Source organism: Rhizobium sp. G21, from assembly GCF_014158035.1.
Lineage (GTDB): Bacteria > Pseudomonadota > Alphaproteobacteria > Rhizobiales > Rhizobiaceae > Rhizobium_E.
The window spans coordinates 48,941-64,023 of the sequence record NZ_JACFXW010000001.1 but is presented as its reverse complement, the minus strand read 5'-3'; the positions used below and the strand labels follow the sequence as shown (position 1 = coordinate 64,023).

The window sequence follows — 15,083 nt, the reverse complement described above, 5'->3', positions numbered from 1 at the left end:
ACCCATCAAATCTTACACCCCAGAGGACCCACACCATGCTGAAATTCACCGAAGAACATGAATGGCTGAAGCTCGAGGGCGATGTCGCCACCGTCGGCATCACCCGCCACGCCGCCGATCAACTCGGCGATCTCGTCTATGTCGAACTGCCCGAGGTCGGCGCGACGCTCGCGAAGAACGCCGCTTCCGCCACCGTCGAAAGCGTCAAGGCAGCCTCCGAAGTCTATTGCCCGCTCGACGGCGAGATCGTCGAGGTCAACGAGGCCATCGCCGCAGATCCGGCGCTGGTGAATTCCGATCCGCTGGGCGCCGGCTGGTTCTTCAAGCTCAAGCTCGCCAATCCCGCCGAAATCGAAGCCCTCATGGATGAGGACGCCTACAACAGGATGGTCGGCTAATGTCACTGCCCAGCGACTTTACGTTTACGGATTACGATCCCTATAATTTCGCCGACCGCCGCCATATCGGCCCCTCGCCCAGTGAAATGGCCGAGATGCTGAAGGTCATCGGCTATGACAGCTTGGATGCGCTGATCGACGACACGGTGCCCGCCTCGATCCGGCTCAAGACGCCGCTTGCCTGGGACAAGCCGCTGACCGAGCGCGAAGCGCTCGACAAGATGCGCGAGACCGCCAACAGGAACCGCAATCTCGTCTCGCTGATCGGACAGGGCTATTACGGCACGATCACGCCGCCGGTCATCCAGCGCACCATTCTGGAAAATCCGGCCTGGTACACCGCCTATACGCCCTACCAGCCCGAAATCAGCCAGGGACGTCTAGAGGCGCTCCTCAACTACCAGACCATGATCACCGATCTCACCGGTCTCGACATCGCCAACGCCTCGCTGCTGGATGAAGCCACCGCTGCGGCCGAAGCCATGGCGCTCGCCCAGCGCTCCGCCAAGAGCAAGGCGACCGCCTTCTTCGCCGACGAAAACTGCCATCCGCAGACGCTGGCGCTCTTGAAGACCCGCGCCGAGCCGCTGGGCTGGACGATCGTCATCGGCGATCCCTTCACGGATCTTAACCCGTCGGAAGTGTTCGGCGCGCTGTTGCAATATCCCGGCACCTACGGCCATGTCCGCGATGTCGCGCCGCTGATGGACAAGCTCCATGCCGCCGGAGCGCTCGGCGCCGTCGCCGCCGATCCCTTGGCGCTTTGCCTGCTCAAATCCCCGGCGAGATGGGCGCCGATATCGCCGTCGGCTCCACCCAGCGCTTCGGCGTGCCGGTCGGCTATGGCGCGGGCCGCATGCGGCCTATATGGCGGTGCGCGACGATCTCAAGCGCGCGATGCCCGGCCGCCTGGTCGGCGTCTCCATCGATGCGCGCGGCAACCGCGCCTATCGGCTGGCGCTGCAGACCCGCGAACAACATATCCGCCGCGAAAAGGCGACCTCCAACATCTGCACCGCCCAGGTGCTGCTCGCGGTGATGGCCTCGATGTACGCCGTCTTCCACGGCCCGCAGGGCCTGAAGGCGATCGCACAGAGCGTACACCAGAAGACCGTCCGCCTCGCCAAGGGGCTCGAAAAGCTTGGCTATACGGTCGAGCCGGAAAGCTTCTTCGACACCATCACCATTGAGGTCGGCAAGCTGCAGGGCGTCATCCTCAAGGCCGCCGTGGCGGAAGGCGTCAACCTCCGCAAGATCGGCCATGACCGCATCGGCATATCGCTGGACGAGCGCTCGCGGCCTGTAACGCTGGAAGCCGTCTGGCGGGCCTTCGGCGGCGATTTCAAGACCGAAGACTTTGCCCCAGACTGGCGCCTGCCCGCAGACCTCCTGCGCAAGAGCGACTATCTCACCCACAAGATTTTCCACATGAACCGGGCCGAAAGCGAGATGACCCGCTATATCCGCCGTCTCTCGGACCGGGATCTGGCGCTCGACCGATCCATGATCCCGTTGGGCTCCTGCACGATGAAGCTCAACGCCACCGCCGAAATGCTGCCGATCACCTGGCCGGAATTTTCCGAAATCCATCCTTTCGTCCCCGCCGATCAGGCCGAGGGCTATCGGATCATGATCGAGGATCTGACCAAAAAACTCTGCGACATCACCGGCTACGACGCCTTCTCCATGCAGCCCAATTCCGGCGCGCAAGGGGAATATGCCGGCCTTCTCACCATCCGCAACTATCATGTCGCGCGCGGGGATACCCATCGCGACGTCTGCCTGATCCCGACATCTGCGCATGGCACCAACCCGGCCTCGGCGCAGATGGTCGGCATGAAAGTCGTGCCGGTGAAAGTGTCTCCTAATGGGGATATCGATCTCGACGACTTCCGCGCCCAGGCCGAAAAACATTCCGCCAATCTGTCGGCTGTCATGATCACCTATCCCTCGACCCATGGCGTGTTCGAGGAGACGGTGCGGGAGATATGCGACATCACCCATGCTCATGGCGGCCAGGTCTATATGGACGGCGCCAATATGAACGCCATGGTCGGCCTCTCCCGCCCCGGCGATATCGGTTCCGATGTCAGCCATCTCAACCTGCACAAGACCTTTTGCATTCCCCATGGCGGCGGCGGTCCGGGCATGGGGCCGATCGGCGTCAAGGCGCATCTCGCAGCCCACCTGCCCGGCCATCCCGAGAGTGACCATCGCGACGGCGCAGTCTGCGCCGCCCCCTTCGGCTCGGCCTCGATCCTGCCGATCAGCTGGTCCTATATCCTGATGATGGGCGGCGAAGGCCTGACCCAGGCGACGAAAGCAGCGATCCTCAACGCCAATTACATCGCCGCCAGGCTGAAGGGCGCCTACGAGGTGCTCTACAAATCCGCCAGGGGCCGCGTGGCGCATGAATGCATCATCGACACGAGGCCGCTTCAGCAGAGCGCCGGCGTGAGCGTCGACGATGTCGCCAAGCGCCTGATCGATTCCGGCTTCCACGCCCCGACCATGAGCTGGCCGGTCGCCGGCACGCTGATGATCGAGCCGACCGAAAGCGAGACCAAGGCCGAACTCGACCGCTTCATCGACGCCATGCTGTCGATCCGCGCGGAAGCCCGGGCCATCGAGGACGGGCGGATGGACAAAACCAACAACCCGCTGAAAAACGCTCCGCATACGGTGCGCGATCTCGTGGGCGATTGGGACCGCCCCTATAGCCGCGAACAGGCCTGCTTCCCGCCGGGCTGGCTCGGCGTCGACAAATACTGGCCGCCGGTCAACCGGGTCGACAATGTCTATGGCGACCGCAACCTCGTCTGCGCCTGCCCGCCGATGGAGGTTTACGCGGAAGCCGCGGAGTAAAAGCGAACGTGCCGCCGCCTCTCATGCGAGGGGCGGCGTCATTGCATTCTAAGGCGTCGTCCTGTAGGCCCCGATCACGATTTTCCGTAAAAGGAACCTGGCCATGGCCGATGACGAATACATTTACGACGAAGCAACCGGCGAATGGCGTCCGGCCTCCGAAATCGCCGCTGAAAAGGCTGCGGCGAATGTGGTGGTGGATTCCGCCGGCAATGTGCTTGCGGACGGCGACAGCGTCGTGTTGGTCAAGGATCTCAAGGTCAAGGGCGCGGGCCAGACGATCAAGCAGGGCACGGTGATCAAGTCGATCCGCCTCACCGACAATCCCGAAGAGATCGATTGCCGCCACGACGCCATCAAGGGCCTCGTGCTGCGGACGGAGTTCGTCCGCAAGCGCTGACGGACATGTTGGACGCCCGGCCGACAAGGGTTCGCGGCGTCCGTCAACCCGAAATATTCATCCCAAAATGACGCTATGATCCGTTTAGGAATTTGAAAGCGTCGTCTTGTAGAACACGTTTGCTGCATAGAGGAGATGGGCATGAGCCCAGCAAACGTGATGAACACAACCCTTCCAGGCATGCTGAGCCAGACGTCCCAGTTTGGCAATGTCGGCGACACGTTCGACGATTTTTCCAATGACGGAAACGGTCAATCCCGCCAGGCAACGGATGGCCGCGCCGGCGATCTCGCCCGGGAATTGTCGTCCATGAGCGAATCCCGGTTCGTCCGCGAGGCGGCGCTCGCCTCTTTCGAGAGCGGCATGGATCTCTGGGCCGCCCTGATGCTGGTCAAACGCGAGTAAACCTTCACATGCCGGTCACACGCCGCCGCTAACCCTTCGATAACGTTCGAGGGGACTACCGAGATGCTTCACCATGTCATTCGCCGCGCCGGTTCGTCCAAGCGTCCGGCCATCTTCCTGCATGGTTCAGGACAGGATGAGACGACGCTCGAAACGCTGGCGGCGCAGGTGGCGCCTGACCGTCCCGCGATCCTGCCGCGCGGTTCGGTGATGTGGGAAGACGGCCACGCCTTCTTCCGGCGCCATCCTGATCGCAGCCTCGATCTCGACGATCTCGCCCAGCAAGTCGCGGCTTTCCAAATTTTCGTGGCGAGCCTCAAACGCGCCCGCAGCGTCACGCGCCAGCCCGTTCTGGTGGGGTATTCCAACGGCGCGATCATGGCGGAAAGCCTGTTGCGAACCGCTCCGGAACAATTTGCAGGCGCCGCTTTGATCCGGCCGCTCAGTCCGGATCTCGGCGGCGCGGAGGCCGCCCTCGCCCAAAAACCCGTCCTGATCCTCGCAGCCACCGAGGATGAACGACGAGCGCGGGCAGACGCCGAAACATCGAGAGAACGCCTCACGCGCGCCGGGGCCATGGTGGAATTTATCGAGAGCCCTGTCGGCCACACGCTCTCTGACGGCGAAACGGAGAGTCTCGCCGACTGGCTCAACACGCATTTTCCCGATTGAGGGGCTGGGGGTTGAAGCGAGGGTTCGCTCAGGCCCGCACCACGGCCTCGCCCTTGGCGGCGAGCGCCGCAAGATCGGCTGGCTTCAATTCCACGCTTTCGCCACAGCCGCAGGCAGAAGTCTGGTTCGGGTTGGAGAAGATGAAGCCGGAACGCAGCGTCGTGGTCTCGAAGCTCATTTCCGTGCCCAGGAGATAGAGCACCGCAGCCGGCTGCACCCAGACGCGCGCGCCGTCTCGCTCGATCAAATCGTCTTTCGGATTGGGATCGGTCACCAGATCGATCGTATATTCCATCCCGGCGCAGCCGCCCTTCTTGATCCCGACGCGAATGCCCTTGGCGTCGCTATTGGCATTCTCGACGATTTCACGCACGCGCGCGGCGGCCGCATCCGTCATGGTCATGACTTGAAAGCCCATCGGCCCATTCTCCTTCGCAAGCCGGGTTCAAGGCCCGGTGTTGTCAAATCGCAATGTAAGGCAGGCGGGTTAAGGGTTCAATAGCGGGCCGGACCTCATGACAAACTCCGGAGGAGGCCATCCCATAATTGTCGCCAAGCACAACCGATGATAAAGCATTCTGAATGCAGAAGCCGATCCTTATCGTTAAGCGCCATCCTTACGAAGAACCTTACAACACCGAACTCGAATTCATGGCATCCGACGGCGTTTTCGCCGGTCGTGCTCGAATTTTTGCTCCTGTGGATACGATTCTGGCCATTGCAAACGGCCTCATCAAATTCGGCGATGACCCAAAGTCGGAGTTCATTTACCGCAGTGAAGGTCCCGGCCCTGCATTCCACCTGATCTGCCGCTCTACCAACCGGACCGGGAATTGCGCCTTGCAAATCGACATGCGCACAGACCTCAGAGATCGTTTTGAAGGATCATGCCAGCTGACACTCCATTCGGACATCGCCGCCATCCTCAAGCTCGGTGCGCGACTTCGAGAGTTCGGTCGTCTCGCGCATGAAGAATTGCATTGGCTGCCGAATGGGGATGGGCAGATGTTTGAAACACGCCAACAGGACTAGCAGACAGATTGTGAGTGTGGCACATCAATGGCCAAGGCCGACGCTCAGATTTGAACACCAACGTTCATTGGGCAGCCGACAATGCCTGCATGTCAGGGAAGGAAAGTTCGATCTCCACAGACTGCCCCAACTGTGTGAGAATCTCAACGAGGCGATCAATACTGACGCCGGAAAGCGACGCGCTGCGTATCCGCATCAACTCCTCGACATTCAAACCCGGATGCGCACTAAAAAACTCAACAGACAACTCGGCATCGCCAAGTAAGGCGATGATCTCTGCCGCCAGCTTTGCTTTGGCGCTCAATATCTCGGTATTGGGATATCCAAAGTCGCGGAAGACATTGCCGCTGCCGCGAACCAATTCGAAATCATCGTCGGTGCTCATCACAGTGCTTCCCGCAATTGCCGCACTCTCCGCTTGATCAAGTCAATTTCATGCTGCGGCGTCTTGATGTCGGTCTTCGACTTCTTCTGAAAAGCATGGACGACCCATATATCGTCTCCGATCTTGACCGCATAAATAACACGAAAAGCATCGCCGCGAAAAGGCAGCGCAATTTCGAACACACCGCCGTCGATGCCCTTTAGAGGTTTAGCGATTATCGCTTTCTGGCCTTGAGCGGCGATATCGAGAGCTGTCAGGATCTCCAACTGCGCTGCAGCCGGAAATGCCTCAAATTCTCGCCTTGCCGGCTTTATCCAGGAGATCGTCCTTGTCGTGGCCTGTCCCTCTCAAATGGAAGAGGGATCTACCGTGGCAAATCAACTATAACGCGTCAATACCACCCCAGCGCCACCTGCGCTTCTTCGCTCATGCGATCGGCCGACCACGGCGGATCGAAGGTCATGGTGACTTCAACACCCTGGACGCCTTCCACGGCGCTGACGGCGTTTTCGACCCAGCCGGGCATTTCGCCGGCCACCGGGCAGCCTGGCGCGGTCAGGGTCATGACGATCTTGACCATGCGGTCGTCTTCGATGTCGACGCGGTAGATCAGGCCGAGTTCGTAGATGTCGGCCGGAATTTCCGGGTCGTAGACGGTCTTGAGCGCGGCGATGATATCGTCGGTCAGCCGGTCGATTTCCTCGGGCGGAATGGTGGACTGGATCAGTCCCATGCGCGCGTCGATCTTTTCAGCTTCCTCGGTCATGGCGCTTCCTTCAGGCAAAGAATTTGCGGGCGTGTTCGAGCGCATCCACCAGCGCGTCGACCTCGGCCCTCGTGTTGTACAAGGCGAATGACGCCCGGCATGTAGAGGTGACGCCGAAGCGTTGCAAGAGCGGCTGGGCGCAATGCGTGCCGGCGCGCACCGCAACGCCGCGACGATCGATCACCATCGATACGTCATGGGCGTGAATGCCTTCGAGCTCAAACGAGAAAATGCCGCCCTTGCCGGGCGCATTGCCGATGATCCTCAGCGAATTCACCGAGCGCAGGCGCTCGGCGGCATAGGCGGCGAGATCAGCCTCATGGGCGGCGATCGCGGCGCGACCGATCTTTTCCATATAGTCGAGCGCATAGCCGAGCCCGATCGCCTGCACGATCGGCGGCGTTCCGGCCTCGAAGCAGTGCGGCGGATCGTTATAGGTCACCGTCTCCATGGTCACTTCGGAAATCATCTCGCCGCCGCCCATGAAGGGCCGCATGGCCTTGAGACACTCCGGCTTGCCGTAGAGCACGCCGATGCCCGAGGGGCCATAGAGCTTATGGCCGGTCATCACATACCAGTCGCAGTCGATGTCGCGAACATCGACCGGCATATGCACCGCGCCCTGGCTGCCGTCGACCAGCACCGGAATGCCGCGCTCATGGGCGATGCGGCAGATTTCCTTGACATTGACGATCGTGCCGAGCGCATTCGACATATGGGTGATGGCGACGAGCTTGGTCTTGTCGGTCAGGCATTTGACGAAATCGTCGATATGGAAGGCGCCCTCGTCATCCACCGGAGCCCAGACGAGCTTGGCGCCCTGCCGCTCGCGGATGAAATGCCAGGGCACGATGTTGGAGTGATGCTCCATGATCGAGACGACGATCTCGTCGTCAGCGCCGATATTGGGCATGCCCCAGCCATAGGCGACGGTGTTGATCGCCTCGGTCGAGGATTTGGTGAAGATGATGTCGTCCACCGAACCCGCATTCAGGAAAGCCCGAACCTTCTCGCGCGCGCCCTCATAGGCGTCGGTCGCAGCGTTGGAGAGGAAATGAAGGCCGCGATGCACATTGGCGTATTCATTGGCATAAGCGTGACTGATCGCGTCGATCACGCTTTGCGGCTTCTGCGCCGAGGCGCCGTTGTCGAGATAGACGAGCGGTTTGCCATAGACGGTCTTCGACAGGATCGGAAAATCCTTGCGGATGGCCTCGACGTCATATCCAGTCATGTCGGTTTCCTTCGGATCGGATCCGGTTCGGTTATTTTTCGTGAAGAGCGTGCGCTGCCCCTCATCCCCCTGCCGGGGCCTGCTCCCCGTAGAACGGGGAGAAGGAGGATATGGCAACGCCAGCGCTCGATCTCCCTTCTCCACGCAATACGGGGAGAAGGTGGCGGCAGCCGGATGAGGGGCAGCGCGCCGTCATAACAGGTTTTTAAGCCACCTGCTTTTCCAGCCAGGCCTGGATCACGGCCTCCAGTCCCTCGACCAGCGCCTCGTCGTCCAGTTCCTCGACCGTTTCCTGCACGAAAGCCTGCACGAGCAGCGCGCGCGCTTTCGGCTCGGAAATGCCGCGGGATTTCAGGTAGAAGAGATGGGTGTCGGAGATATCCGCCACCGTCGCGCCATGGCCGCATTGTACGTCGTCGGCGAAGATTTCCAGCTCCGGCTTGGCGGAGAATTCGGCCTCGTCGGACAGAAGCAGCGTGTTGCACGACATCTTGGCGTCGGTCTTCTGCGCGCCGGGCGCCACGCGGATCTGGCCCTGGAACACGCCCTTGGCCTTGCCGAACACGACATTGCGCATGATTTCCGTCGATGTGGTGTTTTCGACGTTATGGCCGAGCACCAGCGTCACGTCGGTATGGCTCTCGCCGCCGAGCAGGTTGATGCCGCGCAGCATGAGATCGGAGCCTTCGCCGTCGACATCCACGAGGATGTCCTGACGGACGAGCTTGCCGCCGGCGTTCAGGAGATAGAGGCGAAGCTTGGCGTCGCGGCCGAACTTGACGCGGATCTGGCCGAGATGCTGGTCGGAAAGACCCTGCTGCTGGGCGATGATCCAGGTCACCTCGGCGCCGGCGCCGAGCGAGATGTCGGTGACATGCGAGGTCAGCGCGGGGCTTGGCCGCCGGCCAGATGCCGCTCGATCAGGGTCGCCTTGGCCCCTGCGCCGATATGGGCGGTCAGCCGCGTATTGAAGAAGCCGCCGCCCTGGGCGAACTGCACTTCGACCGGCCGTTCACTGGCGTAGCCATCCGGCAGGTTGATCCCATAACCGTCCGTCACGAAGGCGCCGTTGAGACGCGCAACGGTATCGTCGGCGTCGCGCAGGGTCAGGCCCTTGAGGGCGGATCCATCACGCAGGCTTTCGGCATAGGTCTTGACCGAACCGCCGGATATCGCAGCGGCGGCCGACGCCACGCCATTGGCGACGCCGAGCACCAGCGAGCCCGCGACCAGCGGCGCAGCCGTATCCGGCGTTACCGATGTCTGGGATGCGGGAACCGAGCGCAGCAGGCTTCGCAGGTCGGTATAGTGCCAGCTTTCGCGGCGACGGGTGGGCAGTCCGGCGTTCTTGATGCCCTGGATCAGCGTCGAGCGCTGGGTGGTCACCGCGGCATCGCCCGGCAGCTGGCCGAGCGCGCCGCCGAAGGCGTCGAGAAGCGCGCTTTCGGCCGCCGTCGGCTGGATCTGTGTCTGGATCGTCATGGCGTCATCCCCGCTCAGGCGGCCTGGCCGATGATGTCGGCGTAGCCGTTTGCTTCCAGCTCATGCGCCAGCGTCTTGTCGCCGGTCTTGATGATCTGGCCCTTGTAGAGCACATGCACGGTGTCGGGCACGATATGGTCGAGCAGGCGCTGGTAATGGGTGATCACCACCACCGCGCGATCCGGCGAGCGAAGCGCGTTGACGCCGTCGGACACGATCTTCAGCGCGTCGATGTCGAGGCCGGAATCGGTTTCGTCGAGCACGCAGAGCTTCGGCTGCAGCAACGACATCTGCAGGATCTCGGCGCGCTTCTTTTCGCCGCCGGAGAAGCCGACATTCAGCGGACGCTTGAGCATGTCGGTGTTGATCTGCAGCTCGGCGGAGGCGGCCTTCACCAGCTTCATGAAGTCTGGCGTGGTCAGCTCGGCCTCGCCGCGCGCCTTGCGCTGTTCGTTCATCGCGACCTTCAGGAACTGCATCGTGGCGACGCCGGGAATTTCCACCGGATACTGGAAGGCCAGGAAGATGCCCTTGGCGGCGCGCTCGGCCGGATCGAGCTCCAGAATGCTCTCGCCGTTGAACAGGATGTCGCCTTCGGTGACTTCATAGTCTTCCCGACCGGACAGAATGTAGGACAGCGTCGATTTGCCCGAACCGTTCGGACCCATGATGGCTGCGACTTCGCCGGCCTTCACGGTCAGGTTCAGGCCGCGAATGATCTCCGTGCCGTCTTCGGCGATGCGGGCGTGCAGGTTTCTGATTTCAAGCATCGTATTTCTTCCTGTCATATCGCGGGTTTCAAGGACCCGCATATTTCCAATTCATTCTCCCCGGCCGAGACCGGAATTGTTCATTACCCAGCGGCGAAGCGCTCCATCACCGCGCCGGCGTCGCGCAACAGAGCCTCAACCATTGGCGTCAGCACATCGAAGCGCCGATCGTCGAAATCCGCCAGCGTGCCCTTGGGGCTCGGATAGCGGTATCGGGTGGCGGCCGGCGAAAGTTCGTCCAGTTCGAGAAACCGCTCGAATAGCGGATGCCCCTTGGGAAGCAGATCCGCGAGACCACGAATATTATGCATAGTCCCTGCCGGCACCGACTCCGTCTCCAGTATTCCCCGAAGCAGCTTCTCGACAGCCTGCTGTAGAAAGTACGCCGCCTGCCGCCGATGATCCGTTCGCAGCTGCATGGCCACTTCGAACTCTTCCTTCGCCAGTTGAAGAAAAGAGCGAACCCTGAGCCGCTGAAGATCCTCCGGAGTCATCAGGGAGCCTCGCCATAGACCAGCCGCCCATGATCAACGATGTGCCGAACGAAAGACGTGCTCAAACCTAGACCGGCTCGATAGACCTCCATGTCGCAAGGCACGACATCCGCTCCAATTCCCGTGTCGCGCAGCGGCGCATCGACCAATTCGTAGTCGTCGCAGCCGAAGCTGCCGTTTTCGCGCGCCAGGACAAAAAGATCGAAGTCGCTGTCATCCCGGGCAGAACCTATCGCACGGCTGCCGAACAACCAGATGGCCTGGGGATCGAGCGCTTTCGACAGTCGGTCGACGAGGACGGCTAATGCGTCGCCCTCGCTGTCCCGTCCGCCGAAATTGGCTCGAACCGCCCTCATCACCCCACCGAACCCTCGAGCGAGATGTTGATCAGCTTCTGCGCCTCGACAGCAAATTCCATCGGCAGTTCCTGGATCACCTCGCGCACGAAACCGTTGACGATCAACGCCACGGCGGCTTCTTCCGGAATACCGCGCTGCAGGCAGTAGAACAGCTGGTCTTCGGATATCTTCGAGGTCGTCGCCTCATGTTCGAGCTGCGCCTTGGAATTCTTGGCCTCGATATAGGGCACGGTATGGGCGCCGCATTTGTCGCCGATCAGCAGGCTGTCGCACTGGGTGAAGTTGCGCGCGTTGTCAGCTTTGCGATGGATCGACACCTGGCCGCGATAGGTGTTCTGCGAACGGCCGGCGGAGATGCCCTTGGAGATGATGCGGCTCGACGTGTTCTTGCCGAGATGGATCATCTTGGTGCCGGAATCGACCTGCTGATAGCCGTTGGAGACGGCGATCGAATAGAATTCGCCGCGCGAACCGTCGCCGCGCAGGATGCAGGACGGGTATTTCCAGGTGATCGCCGAGCCGGTTTCCACCTGCGTCCAGGAGATCTTGGAATTCTTGCCACGGCAATCGCCGCGCTTGGTGACGAAGTTGTAGATCCCGCCCTTGCCGTTCACATCGCCCGGATACCAGTTCTGCACCGTGGAATATTTGATCTCGGCGTCATCGAGCGCCACGAGTTCGACCACGGCGGCGTGAAGCTGGTTCTCGTCGCGCTGCGGCGCGGTGCAGCCTTCGAGATAGGAGACGTAGGCGCCCTCTTCGGCGATGATGAGCGTGCGCTCGAACTGGCCGGTGTTCTTCTCGTTGATGCGGAAATAGGTCGACAGTTCCATCGGGCAGCGCACGCCCTTGGGCACATAGACGAAGGAGCCGTCTGTGAAGACGGCGCAATTCAGCGTCGCGTAGAAATTGTCGGACACCGGCACGACCGAACCCAGATATTTGCGCACCAGATCAGGATGTTCGCGCAACGCTTCCGAGATCGACATAAAGATCACGCCGGCCTTCTTCAGCTCTTCCTTGAAGGTTGTGACGACCGATACGGAGTCGAACACCGCGTCGACGGCGATCTTTCGGTTCTGCACCCCGGCCAGGATTTCCTGCTCGCGCAGGGGAATGCCGAGTCTCTCATAGGTCTTCAGGATCTCGGGATCGACGTCGTCGATCGACATCGGCCCGGACTGGCTCTTCGGCGCGGAATAATAGCTGATCGAGTTGAAATCGATCTTGGGATAGTCGACGCGCGCCCATTCCGGCTCGACCATGGTCAGCCAGCGACGATAGGCGTCGAGCCGCCATTCCAGCATCCATTCCGGCTCGTCCTTCTTGGCCGAGATCAGGCGGATGACATCTTCGTTCAGGCCGGGCGGCAGCGTGTTGGATTCGATATTGCTCTCGAAGCCGTATTTGTACTGGTCCACATCGATCGCGCGGACCTGGTCTATGGTCTCTTGAACCGCAGCCATGTCGATCTCAATCTCGCCGGGTCAAGGCCGGCAGCTTGTTGTCGTTTGACGGTTTACACCGCCGCTATATAGGTTTGCCAGAAAGCCTTTTTCACCGTTCGGGCAAGCGGAAAATTGATTTTCCGCATGAAATTATGCTGCATCCGCCTTGGTCAGCCGCGAAGCGACCTTCCGAAACGCCTCGAGGAACCGCGCGGCGTCCTCTTCACTGGTGTCGGGACCGATCGAGATACGCAGCGCGCCAAGCCTGGGATCTAATCCCATCGCTTTCAGCACGTGGCTTTCGCTGACCTTGCCCGACGAGCAGGCCGAACCTGCCGAGAGCGCCACACCTTCGAGGTCGAAGGCGATCTGTCCTGTCTCGGGCTTGAGACCATCCAGCGAAAAGAAAGAGGTATTGGGCAGACGCGGCGCGTTGCGTGCATGAATGACGACATCAGGCGCGATCTCAGCCATGTTCTCTTCGATGCGATTACGCAGCGCTTCGAGCGCCCCGGCGCGCACCGCGACATCACGAGCCGCAATAGCGGCGGCCGCGCCGAAACCGGCGATCGCGCCGGCGTTTTCCGTGCCGGAGCGATGGCCCTTCTCCTGGCCGCCGCCACGCAGAAGCGGCGCCGGCATCAAGGTTTCGCCGCGCGCGACCAACGCGCCGGCGCCTTTCGGGCCGCCGATTTTGTGCGACGACAGGATCAAGAAGTCGGCTTCAAGGGCCTCGATATCGAGCGGCAACCGGCCGAGCGCCTGCACGGCGTCGACCACCAGCAAGCCGCCGGCCTGATGCGTGAGCCGGGCGATCTCGGCGATCGGCTGCAGCACGCCGGTTTCGTTGTTGGCCGCCATGACGGCCACCATCGGCAGGCCGGACGCCTTGTCATGGGCATCGAGCAGCGCCGCCAGCGCCTCGATGTCGACGACGCCGTCTCCATCGACCGGAATGAGCGTCTTGGCCTCGGCGGAAAACCGCCCGCCATCGAACACCGCCTTGTGCTCGATCGCCGAGACATAGAGCCGGCTTACGGCGAGCGGCGCCCGCCCCATGCGGAAGTCCGGCGTCAGCACGAGATTTGCGGCTTCGGTCGCGCCGCTGGTGAAGGTGACGTTTGCGGCTTTACCGCCGACGGATTCCGCCACCAGCCTGCGCGCGGTTTCGATCTCGCGCCTGATGGCGCGTCCTTCATTGTGAACGGAGGACGGATTGCCCGGCATGAAGCTCACGCGCAGGAAGGCCTCGCGGGCTTCATCGAGAAGCGGCGCGGTGGCGTTCCAGTCCATATAGGCGCGCGGGCGGTTCATTCTGGCCTTTCACGGTGTCGGACGATGCGCCGAGCGCATTTTCCTTGAAATTCTGGTCCTGCCTGTCCTATGAAGCGTCACACGAAACGGGCCGAGGCCCCAACTTTCGAATGGTTCTAAACTAGCTCTTAGAAAAGCTGACTTGTTTCGTCAAGACTGCATCGCGCTTTCCGGGCTTTTTTAGCAAACCGTCAACAGCGGAGTGAGAATGCCTGAAGTCATCTTCAATGGTCCTGCCGGACGCCTGGAAGGCCGCTACCAGCCCTCGAAGCAGAAAAGCGCGCCGATCGCGATCATCCTTCATCCGCATCCGCAGTTCGGCGGCACGATGAACAACCAGATCGTCTACCAGTTGTTCTACATGTTCCAGAAGCGCGGCTTCACGACGCTCCGCTTCAATTTCCGCTCCATCGGCCGCAGCCAGGGCGAGTTCGACCATGGCGCCGGCGAACTCTCCGACGCAGCGTCCGCGCTCGATTGGGTGCAGAGCCTGCATCCGGACTCCAAGAGCTGCTGGGTCGCCGGTTATTCCTTCGGTTCATGGATCGGCATGCAGCTTCTCATGCGCCGGCCGGAGATCGAAGGTTTTATCTCGGTCGCGCCGCAGCCGAATATCTACGACTTTTCCTTCCTTGCGCCTTGCCCCTCCTCAGGACTGATCATCAACGGCGATTCCGACAAGGTCGCGCCGGAAAAGGACGTGGTGGGCCTGGTCGACAAGCTCAAGCAGCAGAAGGGCATCCTGATCACCCACAAGACGGTGTCCGGCGCAAACCATTTCTTCTCCGGCCAGATGGAGCCGTTGATCGAAGAATGCGGCGATTATCTCGACCGGCGCATGGCCGGCGAACTGGTGCCGGAACCCGCGGCGAAACGGATTCGCTGAGGCTGATCTGAACCCCATGCGAAACAAATTGGCCCGCCGGCATGCTGAGCGGGCCTTTTTGCTGCGCGTTGCGGCCTCAGTCTGGTCGCTCGCCGAAAAACCCGCAAGCCGCCGTCGACACGGCGCCTTGCGGGCGAATGGAGGCGATCGACGAACCCGGACGTCTCTGACCG

The 15,083-nt window shown here is 61.4% G+C and carries 17 protein-coding genes and 2 pseudogenes; 8 read left to right on the top strand and 11 right to left on the bottom strand.

Annotated elements, in window-relative coordinates; translation table 11 throughout:
- The first annotated feature begins 35 nt into the window (after window positions 1-35).
- The 6 genes and pseudogenes from gcvH to H2O14_RS00305 all read left to right on the top strand — a co-directional run bounded on the left by gcvH (window position 36) and on the right by H2O14_RS00305 (window position 4,740).
- Window positions 36-398 carry a glycine cleavage system protein GcvH gene (gcvH, locus tag H2O14_RS00325; RefSeq protein ID WP_182826023.1) on the top strand — a complete coding sequence of 121 codons (363 nt, stop codon included), beginning with the start codon at window positions 36-38 and terminating at the stop codon, window positions 396-398.
- A pseudogene (locus H2O14_RS29170) lies at window positions 398-1,188 on the top strand (glycine dehydrogenase (aminomethyl-transferring)); the annotation flags it as partial. The gene gcvH and the pseudogene H2O14_RS29170, both read left to right, overlap by 1 nt.
- Before the next feature lie 77 nt (window positions 1,189-1,265).
- The gene (gene gcvP, locus H2O14_RS00320) at window positions 1,266-3,263 is read left to right on the top strand and encodes an aminomethyl-transferring glycine dehydrogenase (RefSeq protein WP_409526886.1); all 1,998 of its coding nucleotides are present in this window, start codon (window positions 1,266-1,268) and stop codon (window positions 3,261-3,263) included.
- Between the two features lie 103 nt (window positions 3,264-3,366).
- Window positions 3,367-3,663, top strand: a complete 297-nt coding sequence (locus H2O14_RS00315; protein ID WP_182826022.1) for an alkylphosphonate utilization protein — start codon at window positions 3,367-3,369, stop codon at window positions 3,661-3,663.
- 141 nt (window positions 3,664-3,804) lie between these two features.
- The gene (locus H2O14_RS00310; RefSeq protein WP_182826021.1) at window positions 3,805-4,068 is read left to right on the top strand and encodes a hypothetical protein; all 264 of its coding nucleotides are present in this window, start codon (window positions 3,805-3,807) and stop codon (window positions 4,066-4,068) included.
- A gap of 63 nt (window positions 4,069-4,131) precedes the next feature.
- Window positions 4,132-4,740: an alpha/beta hydrolase gene (locus tag H2O14_RS00305; RefSeq protein ID WP_182826020.1), complete on the top strand. Its 609-nt coding sequence runs from the start codon at window positions 4,132-4,134 to the stop codon at window positions 4,738-4,740.
- A 28-nt stretch (window positions 4,741-4,768) separates the two neighbouring features.
- Here the strand turns inward: H2O14_RS00305 and sufA are convergent, their stop codons facing one another.
- On the bottom strand, window positions 4,769-5,158 hold the full coding sequence (gene sufA / locus H2O14_RS00300; RefSeq protein WP_182826019.1) for a Fe-S cluster assembly scaffold SufA: 390 nt from the start codon (window positions 5,156-5,158) through the stop codon (window positions 4,769-4,771).
- 164 nt (window positions 5,159-5,322) lie between these two features.
- On the opposite strand from sufA, the gene H2O14_RS00295 reads away from it, so the two are divergent.
- Window positions 5,323-5,772, top strand: a complete 450-nt coding sequence (locus H2O14_RS00295; protein ID WP_182826018.1) for a hypothetical protein — start codon at window positions 5,323-5,325, stop codon at window positions 5,770-5,772.
- A 64-nt stretch (window positions 5,773-5,836) separates the two neighbouring features.
- Here H2O14_RS00295 and H2O14_RS00290 read toward each other — a convergent pair whose 3' ends face one another.
- From H2O14_RS00290 to H2O14_RS00245, 10 genes and pseudogenes are all read right to left on the bottom strand, one after another.
- Window positions 5,837-6,157 carry an XRE family transcriptional regulator gene (locus H2O14_RS00290; protein ID WP_182826017.1) on the bottom strand — a complete coding sequence of 107 codons (321 nt, stop codon included), beginning with the start codon at window positions 6,155-6,157 and terminating at the stop codon, window positions 5,837-5,839.
- Window positions 6,157-6,471, bottom strand: coding sequence for a type II toxin-antitoxin system RelE/ParE family toxin (locus tag H2O14_RS00285; protein ID WP_312858646.1), 315 nt, complete (start codon window positions 6,469-6,471; stop codon window positions 6,157-6,159). Before H2O14_RS00285 ends, H2O14_RS00290 begins: the two co-directional genes overlap by 1 nt.
- Window positions 6,472-6,548: 77 nt before the next feature.
- Window positions 6,549-6,923 carry an SUF system Fe-S cluster assembly protein gene (locus H2O14_RS00280; RefSeq protein ID WP_182826016.1) on the bottom strand — a complete coding sequence of 125 codons (375 nt, stop codon included), beginning with the start codon at window positions 6,921-6,923 and terminating at the stop codon, window positions 6,549-6,551.
- 10 nt (window positions 6,924-6,933) lie between these two features.
- A complete protein-coding gene (locus H2O14_RS00275) occupies window positions 6,934-8,157 on the bottom strand; it encodes a cysteine desulfurase (protein ID WP_182826015.1) in 1,224 nt (407 codons plus the stop codon).
- A 205-nt stretch (window positions 8,158-8,362) separates the two neighbouring features.
- A pseudogene (gene sufD, locus H2O14_RS00270) lies at window positions 8,363-9,639 on the bottom strand (Fe-S cluster assembly protein SufD).
- Between the two features lie 14 nt (window positions 9,640-9,653).
- On the bottom strand, window positions 9,654-10,409 hold the full coding sequence (gene sufC, locus H2O14_RS00265; protein ID WP_182826014.1) for a Fe-S cluster assembly ATPase SufC: 756 nt from the start codon (window positions 10,407-10,409) through the stop codon (window positions 9,654-9,656).
- 83 nt (window positions 10,410-10,492) lie between these two features.
- Window positions 10,493-10,903, bottom strand: a complete 411-nt coding sequence (locus H2O14_RS00260) for a HEPN domain-containing protein (protein WP_182826013.1) — start codon at window positions 10,901-10,903, stop codon at window positions 10,493-10,495.
- On the bottom strand, window positions 10,903-11,259 hold the full coding sequence (locus H2O14_RS00255; RefSeq protein WP_182826012.1) for a nucleotidyltransferase domain-containing protein: 357 nt from the start codon (window positions 11,257-11,259) through the stop codon (window positions 10,903-10,905). The genes H2O14_RS00260 and H2O14_RS00255 overlap by 1 nt, the downstream gene beginning before the upstream one ends.
- Complete coding sequence (gene sufB / locus H2O14_RS00250; RefSeq protein ID WP_182826011.1) at window positions 11,259-12,728, bottom strand: Fe-S cluster assembly protein SufB; 1,470 nt, start codon at window positions 12,726-12,728, stop codon at window positions 11,259-11,261. The genes H2O14_RS00255 and sufB overlap by 1 nt, the downstream gene beginning before the upstream one ends.
- 132 nt (window positions 12,729-12,860) lie before the next feature.
- On the bottom strand, window positions 12,861-14,024 hold the full coding sequence (locus tag H2O14_RS00245; protein ID WP_182826010.1) for a cysteine desulfurase family protein: 1,164 nt from the start codon (window positions 14,022-14,024) through the stop codon (window positions 12,861-12,863).
- A gap of 208 nt (window positions 14,025-14,232) precedes the next feature.
- Here H2O14_RS00245 and H2O14_RS00240 point away from each other — a divergent pair, with 208 nt between their 5' ends.
- Window positions 14,233-14,910: an alpha/beta hydrolase gene (locus H2O14_RS00240; RefSeq protein ID WP_182826009.1), complete on the top strand. Its 678-nt coding sequence runs from the start codon at window positions 14,233-14,235 to the stop codon at window positions 14,908-14,910.
- The last annotated feature ends 173 nt before the right edge of the window (window positions 14,911-15,083 follow it).